The organism is Rudaea sp. (genome assembly GCF_047601565.1).
GTDB lineage: Bacteria > Pseudomonadota > Gammaproteobacteria > Xanthomonadales > Rhodanobacteraceae > Rudaea.
Genome location: NZ_JASGIY010000001.1, coordinates 2,794,128 through 2,810,426, shown reverse-complemented (window position 1 = coordinate 2,810,426; position 16,299 = coordinate 2,794,128). Strand labels below are relative to the sequence as shown.

The window sequence follows — 16,299 nt, the reverse complement described above, 5'->3', positions numbered from 1 at the left end:
TCTGCCTCGCTGTGTCCAAAGCGCCGGTACCGTGGCCTGAATGGACGAATCTGAAGGTCAGCCCCCGGGACACGCGCCCTTCCCCATCGCAACGTAGTTCCGCGCCACAGACGCAATCCCACCAGCGATCGTGGCCAGCGCACGGCGATACCCCGAGACGAGTTCGTCGTAGCCCGGGGCCACCGTTTCGCGCGCCTCGCTCGCGCAGACGAGGGCTGAAGACGCGTCGTTGCCGATGCGCAGGCTCCACACCGCATCGATCAACGCATAGGCGCCGGGCGCCGAATCGAAGCGGCGAAGATCGACCTTGATCGCCAGTACTTTCGTGCCTTCGGGTCGCGGCTGGCTGGCCACGTCGGTCGTCGCCAATTCGCGCGACAGATCGGCCGACAGCGCGGAACGCACGTCATCGGCCAACGGTGCGATCCAGCGTTCCTGCTCGAGCGGCGTCACGCCGCCGCCATCGCGCACGACGAGTTGTGGACGGTCGACCTGGGCCGGCACGCCGACGGACTGTACGTCGATCAGAAACGCCGATGGGGTCGCCGACGCGGCCGAAGCCGCAGAATCGCCGAGCAGCGTGTGGTAGTGCGTCGGCGCAGTGCTCACGCAGGCGCCCAGCAGCAGGATTCCGAACGCGGCGGCCATGCGCAGCGCCGTGGTGAAACGCGATCTCATGGCTTGTTTCCTTTGGCGTCCTGCTCGGGCGTGCCGCGCAGCTCGGCGGGATCAGCCGGCTTGCCACGCAGTATCGCTTCCGGGTGCACGCCGAGGTAGTCGGTCACGACGCGCACCGAACGCGCGGCGCGCTGTATTTGCGCCAATGTCTCCGCAAGATTCTGTTGCAGCGACGAATCGGTCGTGATCGTTTTCTGTGCGCTGCCCAGCGTGCCCTGCGCATCGGCCAACGTAGCGTTGAACTGCGGCAACGTGGATTCGTTGACCTGCCGCAGCGTCTTGTCGAGCTGGGCGATCGTGCTGTCGAGATTCCTGCCGATCGACTCGAACGGAATCCGATCAAGCTTCTCGACGATGCCGGTCATCTGCTCCTGCAGGCGGTCGAAGCTGCCCGGCGCGGTCGGCAATTCCACCGGCCGCGCGGCCGGATCGAACGCGGCCTTCGGCGCGTTCGGCAGGAAGTCGAGCGCGATGTAAAGCTGGCCCGTCAGCAGATTGCCGGCCCGCGCCTGCGCGCGCAGGCCGCGCGCGATCATCGGCTTGATGATGTTCGCGAGCCGGGTGTCTTCGTCGTCGCTCGCACTCTCGAGCCGCGCAATTTTTTCGCCCGCCTGGCCGAAACGCTTCGGATAGACCACCACGCCGACGATCAATGGGAAATTCTGCTTGTCGGCGTCGTAGTCGAGACGAATCGAAACCACCTTGCCGACGACGAGACCGCGAAAATCAACCTGGGAACCGACGGTGAGGCCGCGCAACGACTGTTCGAAGCGCATCTGCAGATAGTCGGGTTCGCCGTCGGGCGGCGCCATCGCGGTCTGCAGATCGTCGAACAGGACGAACTCCGCGCCTTCGGCTGCGGGCGTTGCGTCGCGCGGACCGGGCGGCGTCTGGAACGCGATGCCGCCGGCGACGACCGTCGCGAGCGACTGGGTGTTGAGTTTCAAGCCGCCCGCATCGAGATTCAGGTCGACGCCGCTCGCGTTCCAGAAGCGCGAGGAGATGGTGACGAAGCGGTCGTACGGCGCGTCGACGAACACGTCCACCTTCATTGCCTTGCCGTCCTTGTCGAGGTCGTAGGAAACGACGCGGCCGACCTGGATGCGGCGGTAATATACGGGCGAGCCGATGTCGAGCGAACCGATGTCGGCCGCACGCAGCGTGAAGCGCTTGCCCGGCGAGCCGTGGATCACCGCCGGCGGGCGTTCCAGACCGACGAAGGTTTTCTGCACTTCACGCGAGACGCCGCTGTCCGCACCGATGTATGCGCCTGAAAGCAAGGTGCCTATGCCGGACACACCCGTCGTGCCGAAACGCGGCCGCACCACCCAGAAACGCGAGTCGGCTGCGGCGAAGCTCTCCGCGTCCTTGTCGAGCTTCACGTGCGCGACGATGGTCGTGCGATCCTGCGACAGGCGGATCGAATCGACGAGCCCGATCACGACGTCCTTGTACTTGACCTGGGTCTTGCCGGCTTCAAGGCCTTCCGCGGTCAGGAACGAAATCTCGATCGTCGGCCCTTCGGACGCCCAGTTGTGGATCACCATGCCGATGCCGATCAGCGCGGCGACGATCGGCACGAGCCAGATCAGGCTCGCGCTCCAGCGTCGCCGCCGCACCACGGACACGGCCGGCGGCATCGCCGCGTTCGCGGAAACGTCTTCTTCGTTCATGGCGATTCATCCGTCATGCTCGTCGCCATCCCAGATCAGGCGCGGATCGAAACTCATCGCCGCAAACATCGTCAGCACGACGACGAGGCCGAAAAACACGATGCCCGCGCGCGGTTCGGCCGTGCCGAGCAGGTGGAATTGCACGAGCGCGCAGACCAGCGCGACGACGACCACGTCGAGCATCGACCAGTAGCCTATCAGCTCGACGAAACGATACAAGCGCGCGCGTTGCAGCCGCGCCCACGTGCTGTGCCGCTGCGCGGTCACGAGCAACGTACCGAGCACGAGAAACTTGGTCGACGGCACCGCCACGCTCGCAATAAAGATCAGCAACGCGATGTCCCACGAACCGGCCTTCCAGAACTCGACCACGCCGTGCAGGATCGTGCTCGCCTCGCCGCGGCCGAGCATGCTCGTGTACATCACCGGCAGCACGTTCGACGGGACATACAGGATCAATGCGGCGATCAGGAACGCCCAGGAGCGTGCGGTCGAATCGGGCTTGCGCGCATGCAGCCGCGAGCCGCAGCGTGGACAATGCGTTGCCGAACCGGCGCAGGCGAGGTCGCAAACATGGCAGCCGACCAGCCCCAGTTCCCGCGCACGCGGCACCCGGGTCACGAGCCCAGCTCCATGCTACGGTCGCCCCGGTTGTGGCCGTCGGCCACGAGACTCCACAGCGTGCGGATGTCGCGCTTGGCGATCACCGTGATCAATACGGTCAGCACGGCCGTCGCCCAAGCCCCCGGTCCGGCAACGACGTTGATCATGCCCGACAACTTGACGATCGCAACGAGCACGCCGAGCAAGAACACCTCGGTCATGCTCCAGGGCCGGATCCGATGCAGCACGCGCATGACGGAGGCGAAGCCCGGCGCGCGCCGGCCGGCGCGCGCGAACGACAGCACCCAGCCGAGCAGCGCGATCTGCAGCAACGGCACGACGAACAGCGTCACCGCCGCGACCACGCCTACCAACAGCGATCCGCCGTGCGACAGCGCCGAAATCGCCTGTGGCAGATCGGCCTCGTTGTGCATGCCGCCGACCGCAATGCGGATCACCGGCGACGTGTTGGCGATGGCAAAGACGATCGCCGCAGCCACGGTCAGCGCGAGCAGATGATCGATGTCGAGGCGCGACGACCGGTAAAGCACGGCACGGCAACGCGTGCAGCGTGCCATCTCGTCATGCTGCAGTTCGTGCCGATGATGGACAGAATCGCAATACTCGCAGACGACGAGCGAAGCGTGGTATGACCCGGTCGCGCTGCGGGAAGTCGCCATGGGCGCGCTTGGCTAGATTACCCCGAGAACAGCAGCGCCGTCCCCGCGGCGATCAACGCGGCCACGGCAATCAGCCACCAGATGTCATTCCGGCCCGCATCGGGTGCGCGCCGCTCTGCGCCGGGGTGCGGTGCAGGTGCGGCATCGCTAGGCGGCGTGATCGCCTGCATCGTCTGGGTGATGGTCGGGTCCGCCGGACGATGCATCGCCACGCCACCCGATGGACGTGCCGGCAAGCCCGGCGCCTCGACCAGGAAGCGCTCGTGGCCGAAGCATATCTGGTCGCCGGCATACAGGATCGCGTCGCGCACCTCGATGCCGTCGACGCGAGTGGCGCCACCCGCGCCGAGATCGCGCAGCACGATCGTCTCACCGGCGAATTCGATCGCCGCGTGGCGTGCCGCCGTGCCGGCACCGTCCAGATCGAGGTCGACTAGGTTGCCGCTCCCGACCACGAGCCTGCCGCGCACCGGCACGATCTTGCCGAAATGCGTGCCGGAAAGGCCGCGCAACAGCACACGCGGCGGCCGCACGGGATCGGATTCGGGCAAAACGGACGGCGGCGGTACCGCGCTGCAAATGTCGGCGTCGCGATCGGGCTTGAGCACGAACTGCACGCCGCCGAGGCTGATCACGTCGCCCAGCCGTAACATGGCCTTCTCGCGAACTGGACGCGTGTTCACGTGCGTGCGTGCGCCCGCGTCGAGCACGGTCAGTTCAATGCCGCGCTCGCTGGACTTGAGGCTCAAATGGTGCGCCGCGACGCCACTGCCGCCGATCACGATGGTATTGTCCGCCGCTGCGCCGATACGGGCTTCGCCGGCACCGACCAAGGTGTCCTCCTGCTCCTTGTTCGGGAACGAAATGCGCATGCTCTGGGTATGTTCTGCGAGTTTGTACACAATGTAGCATACGGCCCCGCGAACCCGTCCTGAACACGAAGGAAACGCCATGCCGAGCATCGACATCCGCCGCAAGCACCATCACTCGCTCAAGGACGCCAAGGCTGCGGTCAAGAAGACGGCAGCCGCGATCGGCAAGAAGTTCGGCATCGAAAGCGAATGGGACGGCGATACGCTGCATTTCGAGCGACCTGGCGCAAGCGGCGCGATCCACGTCACCAACAAGGAAGTGCGCGTCACCGCCCAGCTCGGCTTCCTGCTCGGCGCGCTCAAGCCGATGATCGAAAAAGAGATCGAAAGCCACCTGGACAAGGAACTGGCCTGACGACGCGCCAGCCCATTCGCTGGCGATAGTGTGAATATTCTAGGTTGCGCGCCTAGATTGGGTTTCGCAGGGACGCATCCGCGTCCTCGATTCGAACCGGGAGGAAAAAAATGGCAACCAAACCGAAACTCAAGACCAAGGCTGCGACGGACAAGAAGGCCGCGTCGGCGGACAAGTCGATCATGGAATCCGCACAGCAGATCTGGCTCGCCGGGCTCGGCGCGCTGACGCGCGCGCGCGAAGACGGCACCAAGTTGTTCGAAAATCTGGTCAAGGAAGGCGTCAACCTCGAAGCGGCCACGCGCAAGATCGCCATCGGCAAGGTCGGCGAGGTGCGTGGCGCGGTGGAGTCGGGCGTCAGCCAGGTGCGCGAACGCACGCAGGAGACGTGGGATCGCCTGGAGCAAGTGTTCGAGTCGCGCGTCGCGCGCGCGCTCGGCAAGCTCGGCGTGCCGGGCCGCAAGGATCTCGACGAACTGCTCAAGCGCGTGGACGAACTCAACCGCCAGATCGTCAACCTCAGTCCAGCGGCGAAGAAGGCCGGTCTCGCCGACGCACTGACGAGCAAGGTCAAGCGCGCGCGCGACGATTTCGGCGATCTCGTCAAGGACATCGAGGAAGCGCAACTCGCCGCCAAACAGACCGTGCAACGCCACGTCGCTCGCCTGACCGAGGCGGTTTCGCCGTCCAAGCCAAAGCCCGCAAGGAAAGCCGCGAAAAAAGCGGCGAAGAAAAAATAGCGCGCAGCAAATCTCCAATGCTCCGCCACGAAGCCCCCGTCTGCCGGGGGCTTCTCTTTTTCGACTCTTGCGACCTGCTTCGCGGCCCCGGCCGGTGATTTGCGGGAATCATTAAATAAACCCAATGGTATGTAATTGCCTTGACAATTATTGTTCCGACAATATACTGTCCGGCGTGAACCGAATACCCGCCATCAAAGAATTGCGCGACGACGCCAACTTCGCCCTGCTGATCCGCCAGATCCGCGAGGGGCAGACGGCCTTGCTCGAACGCGAACTCGGCGCCCTCGGCGTCGAACTCAATTACAGCCAGTTCCTGGTGCTCAAGCTGCTGGCCAAATACGGCCAGCAAATGCCCGGTGACGTGGCGCGCTGCCTGGACCACAACGCCGGCGCCATGACGCGACTTCTGGACCGTCTCGAAAGCAAGGGCTACCTGCGCCGCCGACCACACGCCGAGGACCGCCGCGCCTTGACCGTCGAGCTGACCGAAGCCGGCCACGCGGTGTGGGAGTCGATCAACCGGCGTACCGATCGCCTGCAGGCAATCGCCTTTCAAGATCTCAAAGAAAGCGAGCGCAAACAGCTGCTCGACTTGCTCAGGCGCGTCCGCGACACCTTGGAGAAGCTCACGTGACTGCAAATTGCTTGCCTCGGCAATCGTCTACTGAAAAGTACATTTTTCGCCTTGCCGTGACCGTTGCGACCGCAGCGCTGACTGCCTGTGCGAGCATGGACGGCCTGCACGCCGACGGCCGCGCCGCCGACCCGGCCGCGTTGCATGCCGAACGCAAGTTCGCCCGTATCGCAACGTCACCGGCGGCGTGGCCCAAGAGCGACTGGTGGACTGCGCTCGGCGACACCCAACTCGACGCACTGATCGCCGAAGCGCTCAAGGACAACCCCGATCTCGCCAGCGCCGACGCGCGCGCCAAACAGGCGCAGAGCCAGGTCGATGCGCAGAACGCCAAGCGCCTGCCGACCGTCAACGCCAGCGCAAGCATCGCCGGCGTACACTTGCCGACGACGGCAGCGCCCGAACCGATCGGCGGTTCGTTCGCCACGTATCCGGCGGTCTACGCGAGCTTCAACTGGAGCCTCGACCTCTGGGGCGGCAAGCGCGCCGCATGGGAAGCCGCGCTCGGCCAGGTGCGCGCCGCCGAGGTCGACGCGCACGCCGCGCGCCTGACGCTTTCGGTCAACGTCGCGCGCGCCTACGTGCAACTCGGCTACGCGTTCGCCGAGAAGGACGTTGCCGACGCGCAGCTCAAGCGCGCAAACGCCTCGCACGCACTTGTCAGGCAGCGCGTCGCAGCAGGCATCGACAATCGCATGCAGATCAAGCAGGCCGAAGCCGAAGTCGCCAGCGCCGAACAGCAGGTTGCCGTGGCGAGCGAAGCGATCGATTCGGCGCGCATCGCGCTCGCCGTACTGCTCGGCAAGGGGCCGGACCGCGGCCTCGACATCGCCCGTCCCAAGACCCTGCGGCCCGGCGCGCTTGCCCTGCCGACCGGCCTGACCGCCGACCTGATCGGCCGTCGCGCCGACCTCGTCGCCGCACGCTGGCGCGTGGAAGCCGCGACCAAGAGCATCGCCGCCGTGAAAACCGAATTCCTGCCGAACATCGGCCTGTCCGCATTCGCCGGACTGGCCTCGTCATCGTTCGACAACCTGGTCTCGCTGCCGGCACGCTTCTACATGGTGCAGCCCGCGATCAGCCTGCCGATCTTCGACGGCGGCCGTCGCCGCGCCGATCTGAACGACGCCAATGCGAACTACGATCTCGCCGTCGCGCACTACAACTCGACTCTCGTCGGCGCGATCAACGACGTCGCCGACGACATCGCCAACCTCGATTCGCTGCAGGTGCAGATCGCCGCCCAGCAACGCGCCGTCGATGCCGCGCGCGCGGCGTTCGATCTTTCCCGGCAGCGTTACAAGGCCGGCATCGGCAGCTATCTCGACACCTTGAGCGTGGAACAGCAACTGCTCGCCGCAGAACAGCGCGCCGCCGCGCTGGCCGCGCAGCAGGTCGATACCTCGGTGCGGCTCGTGCAGGGGCTCGGCGGCGGTTTCGACGCGGGCGGCGACGTGCCGCCGATCGCCGCGATCGATCCGCAATCGACAACGCCGCCGGCCCAGCGGAAGCCGGGATCCCGATCTTCAACAATCACGCAATAAAAGCCGGATTCCGGCTTTTGCCGGAATGACGAGCAAAGACCATTTCACCGCAGGTATCCGAATATGAGCACCCCGAACCCCGCCACCGAAACCGCTGCGCCGGCCAACGGCAAGCGCAAGTTGCTCCTGCGACTGGTTCTCCTCATCGTCGTCGCCGCCGCGATCGGCGTCGGCGTCTGGTACTACACCATCGGCCGCTGGTACGAAGGCACCGACGACGCCTACGTCAACGGCAACGTCGTGCAGATCACGCCACAGGCAATCGGCACCGTGGTCGGGATCAACGCCGACGACGGCAACCTCGTGCACAAGGGCGACGTGCTCGTCGAGACCGACGGCAGCGACGCGCGCGTCGCGCTGATGCAGGCGGAAGCCAATCTCGCGCGCAGCGTGCGCCAGGTGCGCGGCTTGTACAGCAATGTGGAAAGCGGCCAGGCCGTGGTCACCGCGCAGAAAGTGTCGCTCGACCGCGCACGCGCCGATTACGCGCGCCGCAAGGGCCTCGTCGCCACGGGCGCGATCTCGGCCGAGGAACTCTCGCACGCGCGCGACGCGCTCGCCGCCGCCGAAAGCCAGCTCGCTGCGACCCAGCAGCAACTGAGCACGACCCGGGCGCTCGTCGACGAGACCGTGATCGCCAAACACCCCGACGTGCTCGCCGCCGCCGCCGCGCTGCGCACCGCCTATCTCAACGACGCGCGCTCGAAGATCTACGCGCCGGTCGACGGCTACGTCGCCAAGCGCAGCGTACAGGTGGGCCAGCGCATCCAGCCCGGCACGCCGCTGATGGCCGTGGTGCCGCTGCACCAGGTCTGGGTCGACGCGAACTTCAAGGAAACGCAGCTCGCGCACATGCGCATCGGCCAACCGGTCCGGCTTACGTCGGACCTGTACGGACCGAAAGTCGAGTTCAACGGCAAGGTGCAGAGCCTCGGCGTCGGCACCGGCAGCGCGTTCTCGCTGCTGCCCGCGCAGAACGCGACCGGCAACTGGATCAAGATCGTGCAGCGCGTTCCCGTGCGCATCGAACTCGACTCGAAAGAACTCGACAAGAATCCGCTGCGCATCGGCCTGTCGATGGCGGTGGACGTCAACCTGCACGACCAGAGCGGCCCCGCGCTCGCCCAACAGTCGCCGAAGGAACCGGCATTCACGACCGACGTCTATCAGGGCCAGATGCAAGGCGCGCAGGCGGACATCGACCGCATCATCCACGACAACGCCGCCCACGCCGGCGCGGACGTGGCGACGAAATAGAAGAAAAGCCGGCTCTCATGGCCACGCCCAATCCCGCGCCGTTCCGCCCCGCGAACCCCGGCCTGACCACGGTCGGTCTGTCGCTCGCCGTGTTCATGCAGGTGCTCGACACGACGATAGCGAACGTATCGCTGCCGACGATCGCCGGCAACCTCGGCGCGAGCGCGGACCAGGCCACCTGGGTCATTACCTCGTTCGCGGTCAGCAATGCGATCGCGCTGCCGCTGACCGGCTTTCTCACGCGCCGTTTCGGCGAAGTGAAACTGTTCGTCGCGACCACGCTGCTGTTCGTGTTCGCCTCGTTCCTCTGCGGCATCGCGCAGAGCATGACCATGCTGATCGTGTTCCGCGCGCTGCAAGGCGCGGTCGCGGGCCCGATGTATCCGGTCACGCAAAGTCTGCTGCTGTCGATCTACCCGCCCGAGAAACGCTCGCAGGCGCTGGCCCTGCTGGTCATGGTGACGATCGTCGCCCCGATCATGGGCCCCATCCTCGGCGGCTGGATCACCGACACCTACACCTGGCCGTGGATCTTCTTCGTCAACGTGCCGGTCGGCGTCTTCGCCGCGCTCGTCGTTTATTCGCAAATGCGCGGCCGCCCCGAGCGGATCATCCGGCCGAAGATGGACTACGTCGGTCTCGCCACGCTCGTGATCGGCGTCGGCGCATTGCAGATCCTGCTCGACAAGGGCAACGACGAAGACTGGTTCAACTCGAACCTCATCATCATCCTCGCCGTCGTCTCGGCGATCGCGCTCGCGATCTTCCTGGTCTGGGAGCTGACCGACAGGGAGCCGATCGTCGATCTCAAGCTGTTCCGCCACAACAACTTCATCATGGGCACGATCGCGATGACGCTGGCCTACGGCGCGTTCTTCTCGATCAACGTGCTCGTGCCGCAATGGCTGCAGCGCCATCTCGGCTATACCGCGACCTGGGCCGGCTTCGCCGCCGCTCCGCTCGGCATCCTGCCGATCCTGCTGACGCCGTTCGTCGGCAGGCACATCAACAAGGTCGACCTGCGCATCTCCGCCTCGCTCGCGTTCTGCGTGATGGGGCTGACCAGCTTCATCCGCTCCGGCTTCTACCTCGACGTCGACTTCTACCACGTCGCGATGGCGCAGTTCATCCAAGGCCTCGGCGTCGCGTTCTTCTTCATGCCGCTGATGCAGATCATGCTCTCCGACCTGCAGCCCCACGAAATCGCCTCGGGCACCGGCCTCGCCACGTTCGTGCGCAACCTCGGCGGCAGCTTCGCCGCCTCGATCACCAACTTCATGTGGCAGCACCGCGCGATCGTCCATCACGCGCAGCTCACCGAGCATCTGACGCCGTTCGATCCCGACACGCAGCAGGCGGTGGCGACGCTCGGCCGGGGCGACGACGCCCTCGCCTACCGCGTGCTCGAGCGCATGCTCGATTCGCAGTCCTACCAGATCTCGTTCAACGAGCTGTTCCACGTGCTCGGCTACGTCTTCCTGTCGCTGATCATCGTGATCTGGTTCGCGCGGCCGCCGTTCACGGCCAAGGGCGGCGCAGCAGCCGGCGGGCATTGACGATCGCAGTCACGCCGCGGCGTAGAGCCAGGTTTCCCGATCCTCCTTCGGCGGCAGCTGCAACGATTTCTCGAAACGGAATCCGAGTTTTTCGAGCAGCGCGATCGAGCGCGCGTTGCCCGGCGAAACGATGGCGACGACGCGCTGCAGCCCGAGCGTCTCGCGCGCGTAGGCCATCGTCGCCGACGCCGCCTCGAAAGCGTAGCCGCCGCCGCGTGCCGGCGGCAGGAAGGCATAGCCGAGATCGACATCGGGCAGCGTGTCGCGCTTGATCAGGCCGCACAGGCCGATCGCCTCGCCGCTCGCCTTCGACTCGACGCAATACAAGCCGTGGCCGTGCTGCGCATACATGGCCAGCGGGCCGTTGCGCAGGTAGACGCATGCGTCGTCGAGCGTGCGCACGCCTTTGTCGCCGATGAACTCCAGCCATGCCGGGTCGTTGACCAGCGTGAGTATGAATTCGGCATCGCGCTCCTCGAGGCGGCGCAGCACGAGACGCGAAGTTTCGATGACGACCATCGGGAACACTTCCTCGTTGAGAGAAGGAAAAGTCACGCCGCGTTCTCCAGCGACGCCATGTCGATAACGAAGCGGTACTTCACGTCGTTCTTCAGCAGCCGCTCGTAGGCCGCGTTGACCTGCTGGATGTCGATCATCTCCACGTCGGCGGCGATGCCGTGCGCAGCGCAGAAATCGAGCATCTCCTGCGTCTCCGCGATGCCGCCGATCGCCGAACCGGCGATGCTCTTGCGGCCGCCGATCAGGCGCCCGCCGACGAGCGGCGGCGTCAGTTCCGTCAGCGCGCCGACGAGTACGAGCGTGCCGTCACGCCGAAGCAGCGCCGCGTAGGGATTGAGGTCGTGCCCGTTCGGGATCGTATCGAGCAGGAAGTGGAAGCTTCCCGCATGCTTCTTCATCTGCGCCTTGTCCGTCGACAGCAGCACTTCGTCCGCACCGAAGCGCACCGCGTCCGCGGCCTTTTCCGGCGACGTCGTAACCATGACCACGCGCGCGCCGAACGCCTTGGCGAACTTGATGCCCATGTGACCCAAGCCGCCCAGCCCGATCACGCCGACCTTCTGGCCTTTCCCGACCTGCCAGTGGCGCAGCGGCGACCAAGTCGTGATGCCCGCGCAGAGCAGCGGCGCCGCCGCCTTGAGATCGAGCGCCGGCGATATCTTCACGGCGAAATGTTCATCGACCACGATCAGGTCGGAATAGCCGCCGAACGCGAGTTCGTCGCTGTTGCGCAGCCTCGCGTTGTACGTCAGCGTCGCCCCGTTTTCGCAGTACTGCTCGAGGCCGTCGGCGCATGACGGGCACGTCCGGCACGAATCGATCATGCAGCCGACGCCGGCGAAGTCGCCGACCTTGAATTTCGTCGCCTGCGCGCCGATCGCAGTCACGCGGCCGACGATCTCGTGGCCCGGCACCATCGGATACAGCGAGTTGTGCCAGTCGTTGCGCGCCTGATGCAGGTCGGAGTGGCAGATGCCGCTGTAGAGAATCTCGATCTGCACGTCGCGCGGGCCGGGCACGCGGCGCGCGAAGGAAAACGAAACCAGCGGGGAATGCGCGTCGTGCGCGGCGTAGCCTTTGGCCGGTAGCATGGAATGATCCCGGGGAATGAATCAGGAAGATGGCGCACAGTATGCGCGATCTCGCTTGCGCAAATGAAGCCCGATTCCGTCATGCCGGTTGGCCCGACGATGCGTTGCGCGTGTAAACTGGACGCGCGATACCTCACCGGCAACCACGATGAGCGACGAAGACGACTACGAAGAACAATGGTGGATCGCCTCGCTCGGCGACGCGCTGGTCTGGGCGCGCCTGCGCGTGCTCGCATCCGGCGTGGCGGAAGTGTTCAACGCCGAAGGCGAAACGCTGCGCTACGACGACGAGGACGCTGCGCACATGGCGCTGCTCGACGCCGAATTCCGCGCCTTCGACGGCCTCGACGACGACGACGCGACGACAATGGGCTTCGAACTCGATTCGATCGAACCGCCCGACGCCGAAAGCGACGAGGAATTGCTGCCGCTGATGACCGAAAAACTGTCGTTGCGGCATTGAACGAACCGATGGATCTCGACCTTTCCGGAAAACACGCACTGGTTTGCGGCGGCTCGCAGGGCATCGGCCGCGCGGCGGGAGAGGAACTCGCGCGCCTCGGCGCAGACGTCACCCTGCTCGCGCGCTCGCGCGAGGCGCTCGAAGCCGCCTTCGCCGCGCTGCCTGTGGTGCGCCCGACGCAGAAGCACGCCTATGTCGCCGTCGACATGTGCGACCACGCCGCACTGCGCGCCAAGGTCGAGGCGATGATCGCCGCGCCGCGTCCCATGCAGATTCTCGTCAACAACACCGGCGGTCCGCCTGGCGGTTCCGCACAAGACGCAAAAGTGGAAGAATATACCGATGCCTTCCATCAGCATCTCGTCGCCAACCAAGTGCTGCTGCATGCCGTGTTGCCCGGCATGCGCGCATCGGGCTGGGGCCGCATCGTCAACGTGATCTCCACTTCGGTGAAGGAACCGATCCGCAACCTCGGCGTCTCCAACACCGTCCGCGCCGCAGTGGCGAACTGGGCGAAGACGCTCGCGGCCGAGCTTGGCCCGTACGGCATCACGGTCAACAACGTGCTGCCCGGCTACACGAAGACGCAACGGCTCAAGCAGATCCTCGGCGAGCGCACGCGAGCCACGGGCAAGAGCGAGGACGAAATCGCCAAGGCCATGCTCGCCAGCGTACCACTCGGCCGCTTTGCGGACCCGGCGGAGGTCGCCAACGCGATCGCCTTTCTCGCTTCGCCCGCCGCGGGCTACGTCAACGGCGTCAACGTGCCGGTGGACGGCGGCCGCACGTCGTCGCTCTGACGCATGGGAAACTCGCATCGGCGGAAGATTCCGCCGCGTTTCCCTCCGCTCAGGCCGGCACCGCCACCACGCGGAAGCCCACGCTGTGGTAGGCACCGCTGGCCGCGCGGCCCTCGCCGCGATGGCTCGTTTTGCAACTGCTCCCGACCGCGTACCACGAACCGCCGCGCACGGCATTGACCGTCGTACCCGACTCGCTGCCGTTGGTGGCGGTGATCAGGCTCGTGGTCCAGCAGTAGGCATTGCCGGACATGTCGAAACAGCCGTAGGCGTTGGCGCCGCTCGCATAGGCATCGACATCGGTGGTGTAGCCGCCGGCGGCGATCAGGGCCGTGTACAGGTCGGTGTGCGCGAAACCGGTGGTGTCGCCGTCCTCCTGCCAGCCGGACACGCCGCCGCTGCTGCTGACCGAAAGAATGCTGCTCACCGTCGTGTCGACGCCGTTCATCGCAGTGACCGTGTCGGCCTGGGTCAGGAGGTAGTACGCCGCGCACAGCCCGTTGTAGTTGTAATTCGCCGTGAGGATACCGTTCGCGTAGCGGCTGCCTTCGCTGTTGCCCCAAGGCCAGATGGTCTTGTTCGGACCGCGCGCGGCATTTTCCATTTCGGCTTCGGTCGGCAGGCGGAAGGTCCAGCCGCCGGATTGGCTCGTCAGCCAGGTGCAATAGGCGTCGGCGTCGTTCATGGAAACCCACAGCACCGGATGGTTGGCCTTGCCCGTCGGATACGTGTCGCCGTTCTGCCGCCAGTGCCAGGGCAGGCTGTTGCCGGTCCTGCCGGTGGCGTCGCAGAACGCCTTGTACTCGGCATTGGTCGTGTGGTATCGACTCATGAAATAGGCGTCGATCGATTGCGCCGTCACGGTGCCCGAAGACAAGGCCGTGGCGAACGAGAACGAAGCGTTCGCCGGGATGTAGGCGAAACGTTCGTTCGGCCCGGCAACGCTGGAACTGCCGAACAGGCAGGCATCCGGCGTGTCGCCGAGCCGGCTCAGCGCGATCGAACCGCTGCGGCCGCTCAATTCGCCCGCCGTGAACGCATAGGCGAACGTCGCCGCGGCGCAGCTCGAGAACGTCAGCGTGGCGCTGCCGACGAGCGTGACCGTGATCGCGTCCGACGCATCGAACACGCCACCGGTCCCCTGATACAGGTCGAGGACGATCGCGGTCGAACCGGCGACATAGGAATTCACCTGTCCGGTGAACCAGCGCTGGCCCGACACCCCGCTGCCCTCGCCGTCGGCGGCATAGGTGAACCACGCGAGGAACACCGCCGGCGAGGAGGGATTCACCTCGAGGAAGATACCCTGCCCCGAGGTGGCGGGGTTGTACCATGCGCCGGAGAGTCCGAAATCGGCATTGTCCGCGGCGATCGTCGACGAGGAAGTGCAGGCGATGGTCGGCAACAGTCGCGTCAACCGAATCGAACCGCTGCGGCCATCCGTGAACGTGAAGTCGAATGTCGCGGCGGAGCACGACGTGAACGTCATCGTCCCGCTGCCCACGGCCACGGCGGTGACCACGGGCGCGGCGTCGAAATTGCCGCCGCTGCCCTGATAGATCGTCACGTCGGTGCTCGCGAGCCCGCTCTCCAGACTGCCGCTGAGATAATACCAGCGCTGGCTCGAGGCATCGCCCGCGCTGGTGTCGTAGGTGAACCAGCCCGCGGTGAGCAATCCCGACCCGATGTCGACGAGGAAACCCTGGCCGCTCGTCGTCGGGTTGTACCACGCGCCGGTGAAGCCCTGCTGGGTCGTGTCGAGCGCGGTCGTGGTCGCCGCGCGCAAACGCGCGACGATCCCGAGCGGAGCCAGGCCGAGCAGGGTCAGGGAAGCCAGCAACCTGCGTCGCGTACCGGATATCCCTGCGTCGGTCGAGGCAGCCTTGTCCGTCGTGGATGAAACCGGCAACGTGCCCATGATTCACCTAGAACGCAATCGTCTGCGAAACCGGCGCCATTCTTGCGCGGCCAATGATTTCGATGGTGCAGATTCCAAGGAATCGAAGTTAGGGCGCGTTTAACACATCTTCGCGCGGATCACGCGCCGTGAGTCGCCGGCGAATGCGTTAAGCTTGCCCGCATGATCGTGCCCAAGACCTCCCGCCTCGCCCATCTGCTCGAACGCAACCGCGCCTGGTCGGCCGACCTGCGTGCGCGCGATCCGGATTTCTTCCGCCGCCTCGCCGACCAACAGGCGCCGAAGTACCTGTGGATCGGCTGCTCGGATTCGCGCGTGCCGGCCAACCAGATCATCGACATGGCGCCGGGCGAAGTGTTCGTGCAGCGCAACGTCGCCAACGTGGTCGTGCACACCGACCTCAACTGTCTGTCGACCATGCAGTTCGCGGTGGACGTACTCAAAGTCGAGCACATCCTCGTCGTCGGTCACTACGGCTGCGGCGGCGTGAAGGCCGCGCTCGACGGCGCACGCCTCGGCCTCGTCGACAACTGGCTGCGGCATGTCGGCGACGTCGCGCAGAAGCACGCGGCCGTGCTCGATCGCATCGACTTCGCCGCGCAACGCCACGCGCGCCTGTGCGAACTCAACGTGATCGAGCAGGTGGTCAATGTCGCGCAGACGACGGTGGTGCGCGACGCCTGGGAACGCGGCCAGAACCTGACCGTGCACGGCTGGTGCTACAGCCTCGAAAACGGCCTGGTCAACGACCTCGGCCTGGAAATCGCGCAGCATTCGCAACTCGCCGAGCGTTACCATCGCGCGCTGGCGCAATTGCGCGAACACGTGCCGTGAGTCGTCTGCAAAAAATTCTCGCACCGCACTTTTGTTTCTCCCGCTTGCGGGGAAAGCGATAGCCTTCGTACCCGCCCGG

17 protein-coding genes are annotated in these 16,299 nt (G+C 65.7%); 9 read left to right on the top strand and 8 right to left on the bottom strand.

The annotated features are described in order from the left end of the window. Positions 1–57: 57 nt before the first annotated feature. The 5 genes from QM741_RS12355 to QM741_RS12335 all read right to left on the bottom strand — a co-directional run bounded on the left by QM741_RS12355 (position 58) and on the right by QM741_RS12335 (position 4,506). Positions 58–678, bottom strand: a complete 621-nt coding sequence (locus tag QM741_RS12355; RefSeq protein ID WP_415207985.1) for a membrane integrity-associated transporter subunit PqiC — start codon at positions 676–678, stop codon at positions 58–60. Continuing rightward, the gene (locus QM741_RS12350; RefSeq protein WP_415207984.1) at positions 675–2,351 is read right to left on the bottom strand and encodes an intermembrane transport protein PqiB; all 1,677 of its coding nucleotides are present in this window, start codon (positions 2,349–2,351) and stop codon (positions 675–677) included. Before QM741_RS12350 ends, QM741_RS12355 begins: the two co-directional genes overlap by 4 nt. 6 nt (positions 2,352–2,357) lie before the next feature. After that, a complete protein-coding gene (locus QM741_RS12345; RefSeq protein ID WP_415207983.1) occupies positions 2,358–2,972 on the bottom strand; it encodes a paraquat-inducible protein A in 615 nt (204 codons plus the stop codon). Then, positions 2,969–3,532 carry a paraquat-inducible protein A gene (locus QM741_RS12340; RefSeq protein WP_415207982.1) on the bottom strand — a complete coding sequence of 188 codons (564 nt, stop codon included), beginning with the start codon at positions 3,530–3,532 and terminating at the stop codon, positions 2,969–2,971. Before QM741_RS12340 ends, QM741_RS12345 begins: the two co-directional genes overlap by 4 nt. 119 nt (positions 3,533–3,651) lie before the next feature. Beyond that, positions 3,652–4,506 carry an FHA domain-containing protein gene (locus tag QM741_RS12335; protein WP_415207981.1) on the bottom strand — a complete coding sequence of 285 codons (855 nt, stop codon included), beginning with the start codon at positions 4,504–4,506 and terminating at the stop codon, positions 3,652–3,654. A gap of 79 nt (positions 4,507–4,585) precedes the next feature. Here QM741_RS12335 and QM741_RS12330 point away from each other — a divergent pair, with 79 nt between their 5' ends. The 6 genes from QM741_RS12330 (at position 4,586) to QM741_RS12305 (ending at position 10,595) form a co-directional block, all read left to right on the top strand. Further along, the gene (locus QM741_RS12330; RefSeq protein WP_415207980.1) at positions 4,586–4,861 is read left to right on the top strand and encodes a polyhydroxyalkanoic acid system family protein; all 276 of its coding nucleotides are present in this window, start codon (positions 4,586–4,588) and stop codon (positions 4,859–4,861) included. A 110-nt stretch (positions 4,862–4,971) separates the two neighbouring features. Then, the gene (locus QM741_RS12325; RefSeq protein WP_415207979.1) at positions 4,972–5,601 is read left to right on the top strand and encodes a phasin family protein; all 630 of its coding nucleotides are present in this window, start codon (positions 4,972–4,974) and stop codon (positions 5,599–5,601) included. 175 nt (positions 5,602–5,776) lie between these two features. Continuing rightward, positions 5,777–6,238 (top strand): MarR family winged helix-turn-helix transcriptional regulator, encoded by a 462-nt coding sequence (locus QM741_RS12320; RefSeq protein ID WP_415207978.1) that lies wholly within the window; start codon positions 5,777–5,779, stop codon positions 6,236–6,238. Positions 6,239–6,294: 56 nt separating this feature from the next. Next, positions 6,295–7,782, top strand: coding sequence for an efflux transporter outer membrane subunit (locus tag QM741_RS12315; RefSeq protein ID WP_415207977.1), 1,488 nt, complete (start codon positions 6,295–6,297; stop codon positions 7,780–7,782). A 63-nt stretch (positions 7,783–7,845) separates the two neighbouring features. Then, complete coding sequence (locus tag QM741_RS12310) at positions 7,846–9,039, top strand: efflux RND transporter periplasmic adaptor subunit (protein ID WP_415207976.1); 1,194 nt, start codon at positions 7,846–7,848, stop codon at positions 9,037–9,039. A gap of 17 nt (positions 9,040–9,056) precedes the next feature. Continuing rightward, on the top strand, positions 9,057–10,595 hold the full coding sequence (locus QM741_RS12305; RefSeq protein ID WP_415207975.1) for a DHA2 family efflux MFS transporter permease subunit: 1,539 nt from the start codon (positions 9,057–9,059) through the stop codon (positions 10,593–10,595). A 9-nt stretch (positions 10,596–10,604) separates the two neighbouring features. On the opposite strand, the gene QM741_RS12300 is transcribed toward QM741_RS12305, so the two are convergent. Beyond that, positions 10,605–11,150: a GNAT family N-acetyltransferase gene (locus tag QM741_RS12300; RefSeq protein ID WP_415207974.1), complete on the bottom strand. Its 546-nt coding sequence runs from the start codon at positions 11,148–11,150 to the stop codon at positions 10,605–10,607. Beyond that, complete coding sequence (locus tag QM741_RS12295) at positions 11,147–12,205, bottom strand: NAD(P)-dependent alcohol dehydrogenase (RefSeq protein ID WP_415207973.1); 1,059 nt, start codon at positions 12,203–12,205, stop codon at positions 11,147–11,149. The genes QM741_RS12300 and QM741_RS12295 overlap by 4 nt, the downstream gene beginning before the upstream one ends. 148 nt (positions 12,206–12,353) lie before the next feature. Here QM741_RS12295 and QM741_RS12290 point away from each other — a divergent pair, with 148 nt between their 5' ends. Beyond that, complete coding sequence (locus tag QM741_RS12290; RefSeq protein ID WP_415207972.1) at positions 12,354–12,668, top strand: hypothetical protein; 315 nt, start codon at positions 12,354–12,356, stop codon at positions 12,666–12,668. 8 nt (positions 12,669–12,676) lie between these two features. After that, entirely contained in the window at positions 12,677–13,468 is a 792-nt protein-coding gene (locus QM741_RS12285; RefSeq protein ID WP_415209121.1) for an SDR family oxidoreductase, read from the top strand. 49 nt (positions 13,469–13,517) lie between these two features. On the opposite strand, the gene QM741_RS12280 is transcribed toward QM741_RS12285, so the two are convergent. Next, the gene (locus QM741_RS12280) at positions 13,518–15,386 is read right to left on the bottom strand and encodes a formylglycine-generating enzyme family protein (RefSeq protein WP_415207971.1); all 1,869 of its coding nucleotides are present in this window, start codon (positions 15,384–15,386) and stop codon (positions 13,518–13,520) included. A gap of 162 nt (positions 15,387–15,548) precedes the next feature. Here QM741_RS12280 and can point away from each other — a divergent pair, with 162 nt between their 5' ends. Continuing rightward, positions 15,549–16,220: a carbonate dehydratase gene (can, locus tag QM741_RS12275; RefSeq protein WP_415207970.1), complete on the top strand. Its 672-nt coding sequence runs from the start codon at positions 15,549–15,551 to the stop codon at positions 16,218–16,220. Positions 16,221–16,299 lie beyond the last annotated feature (79 nt).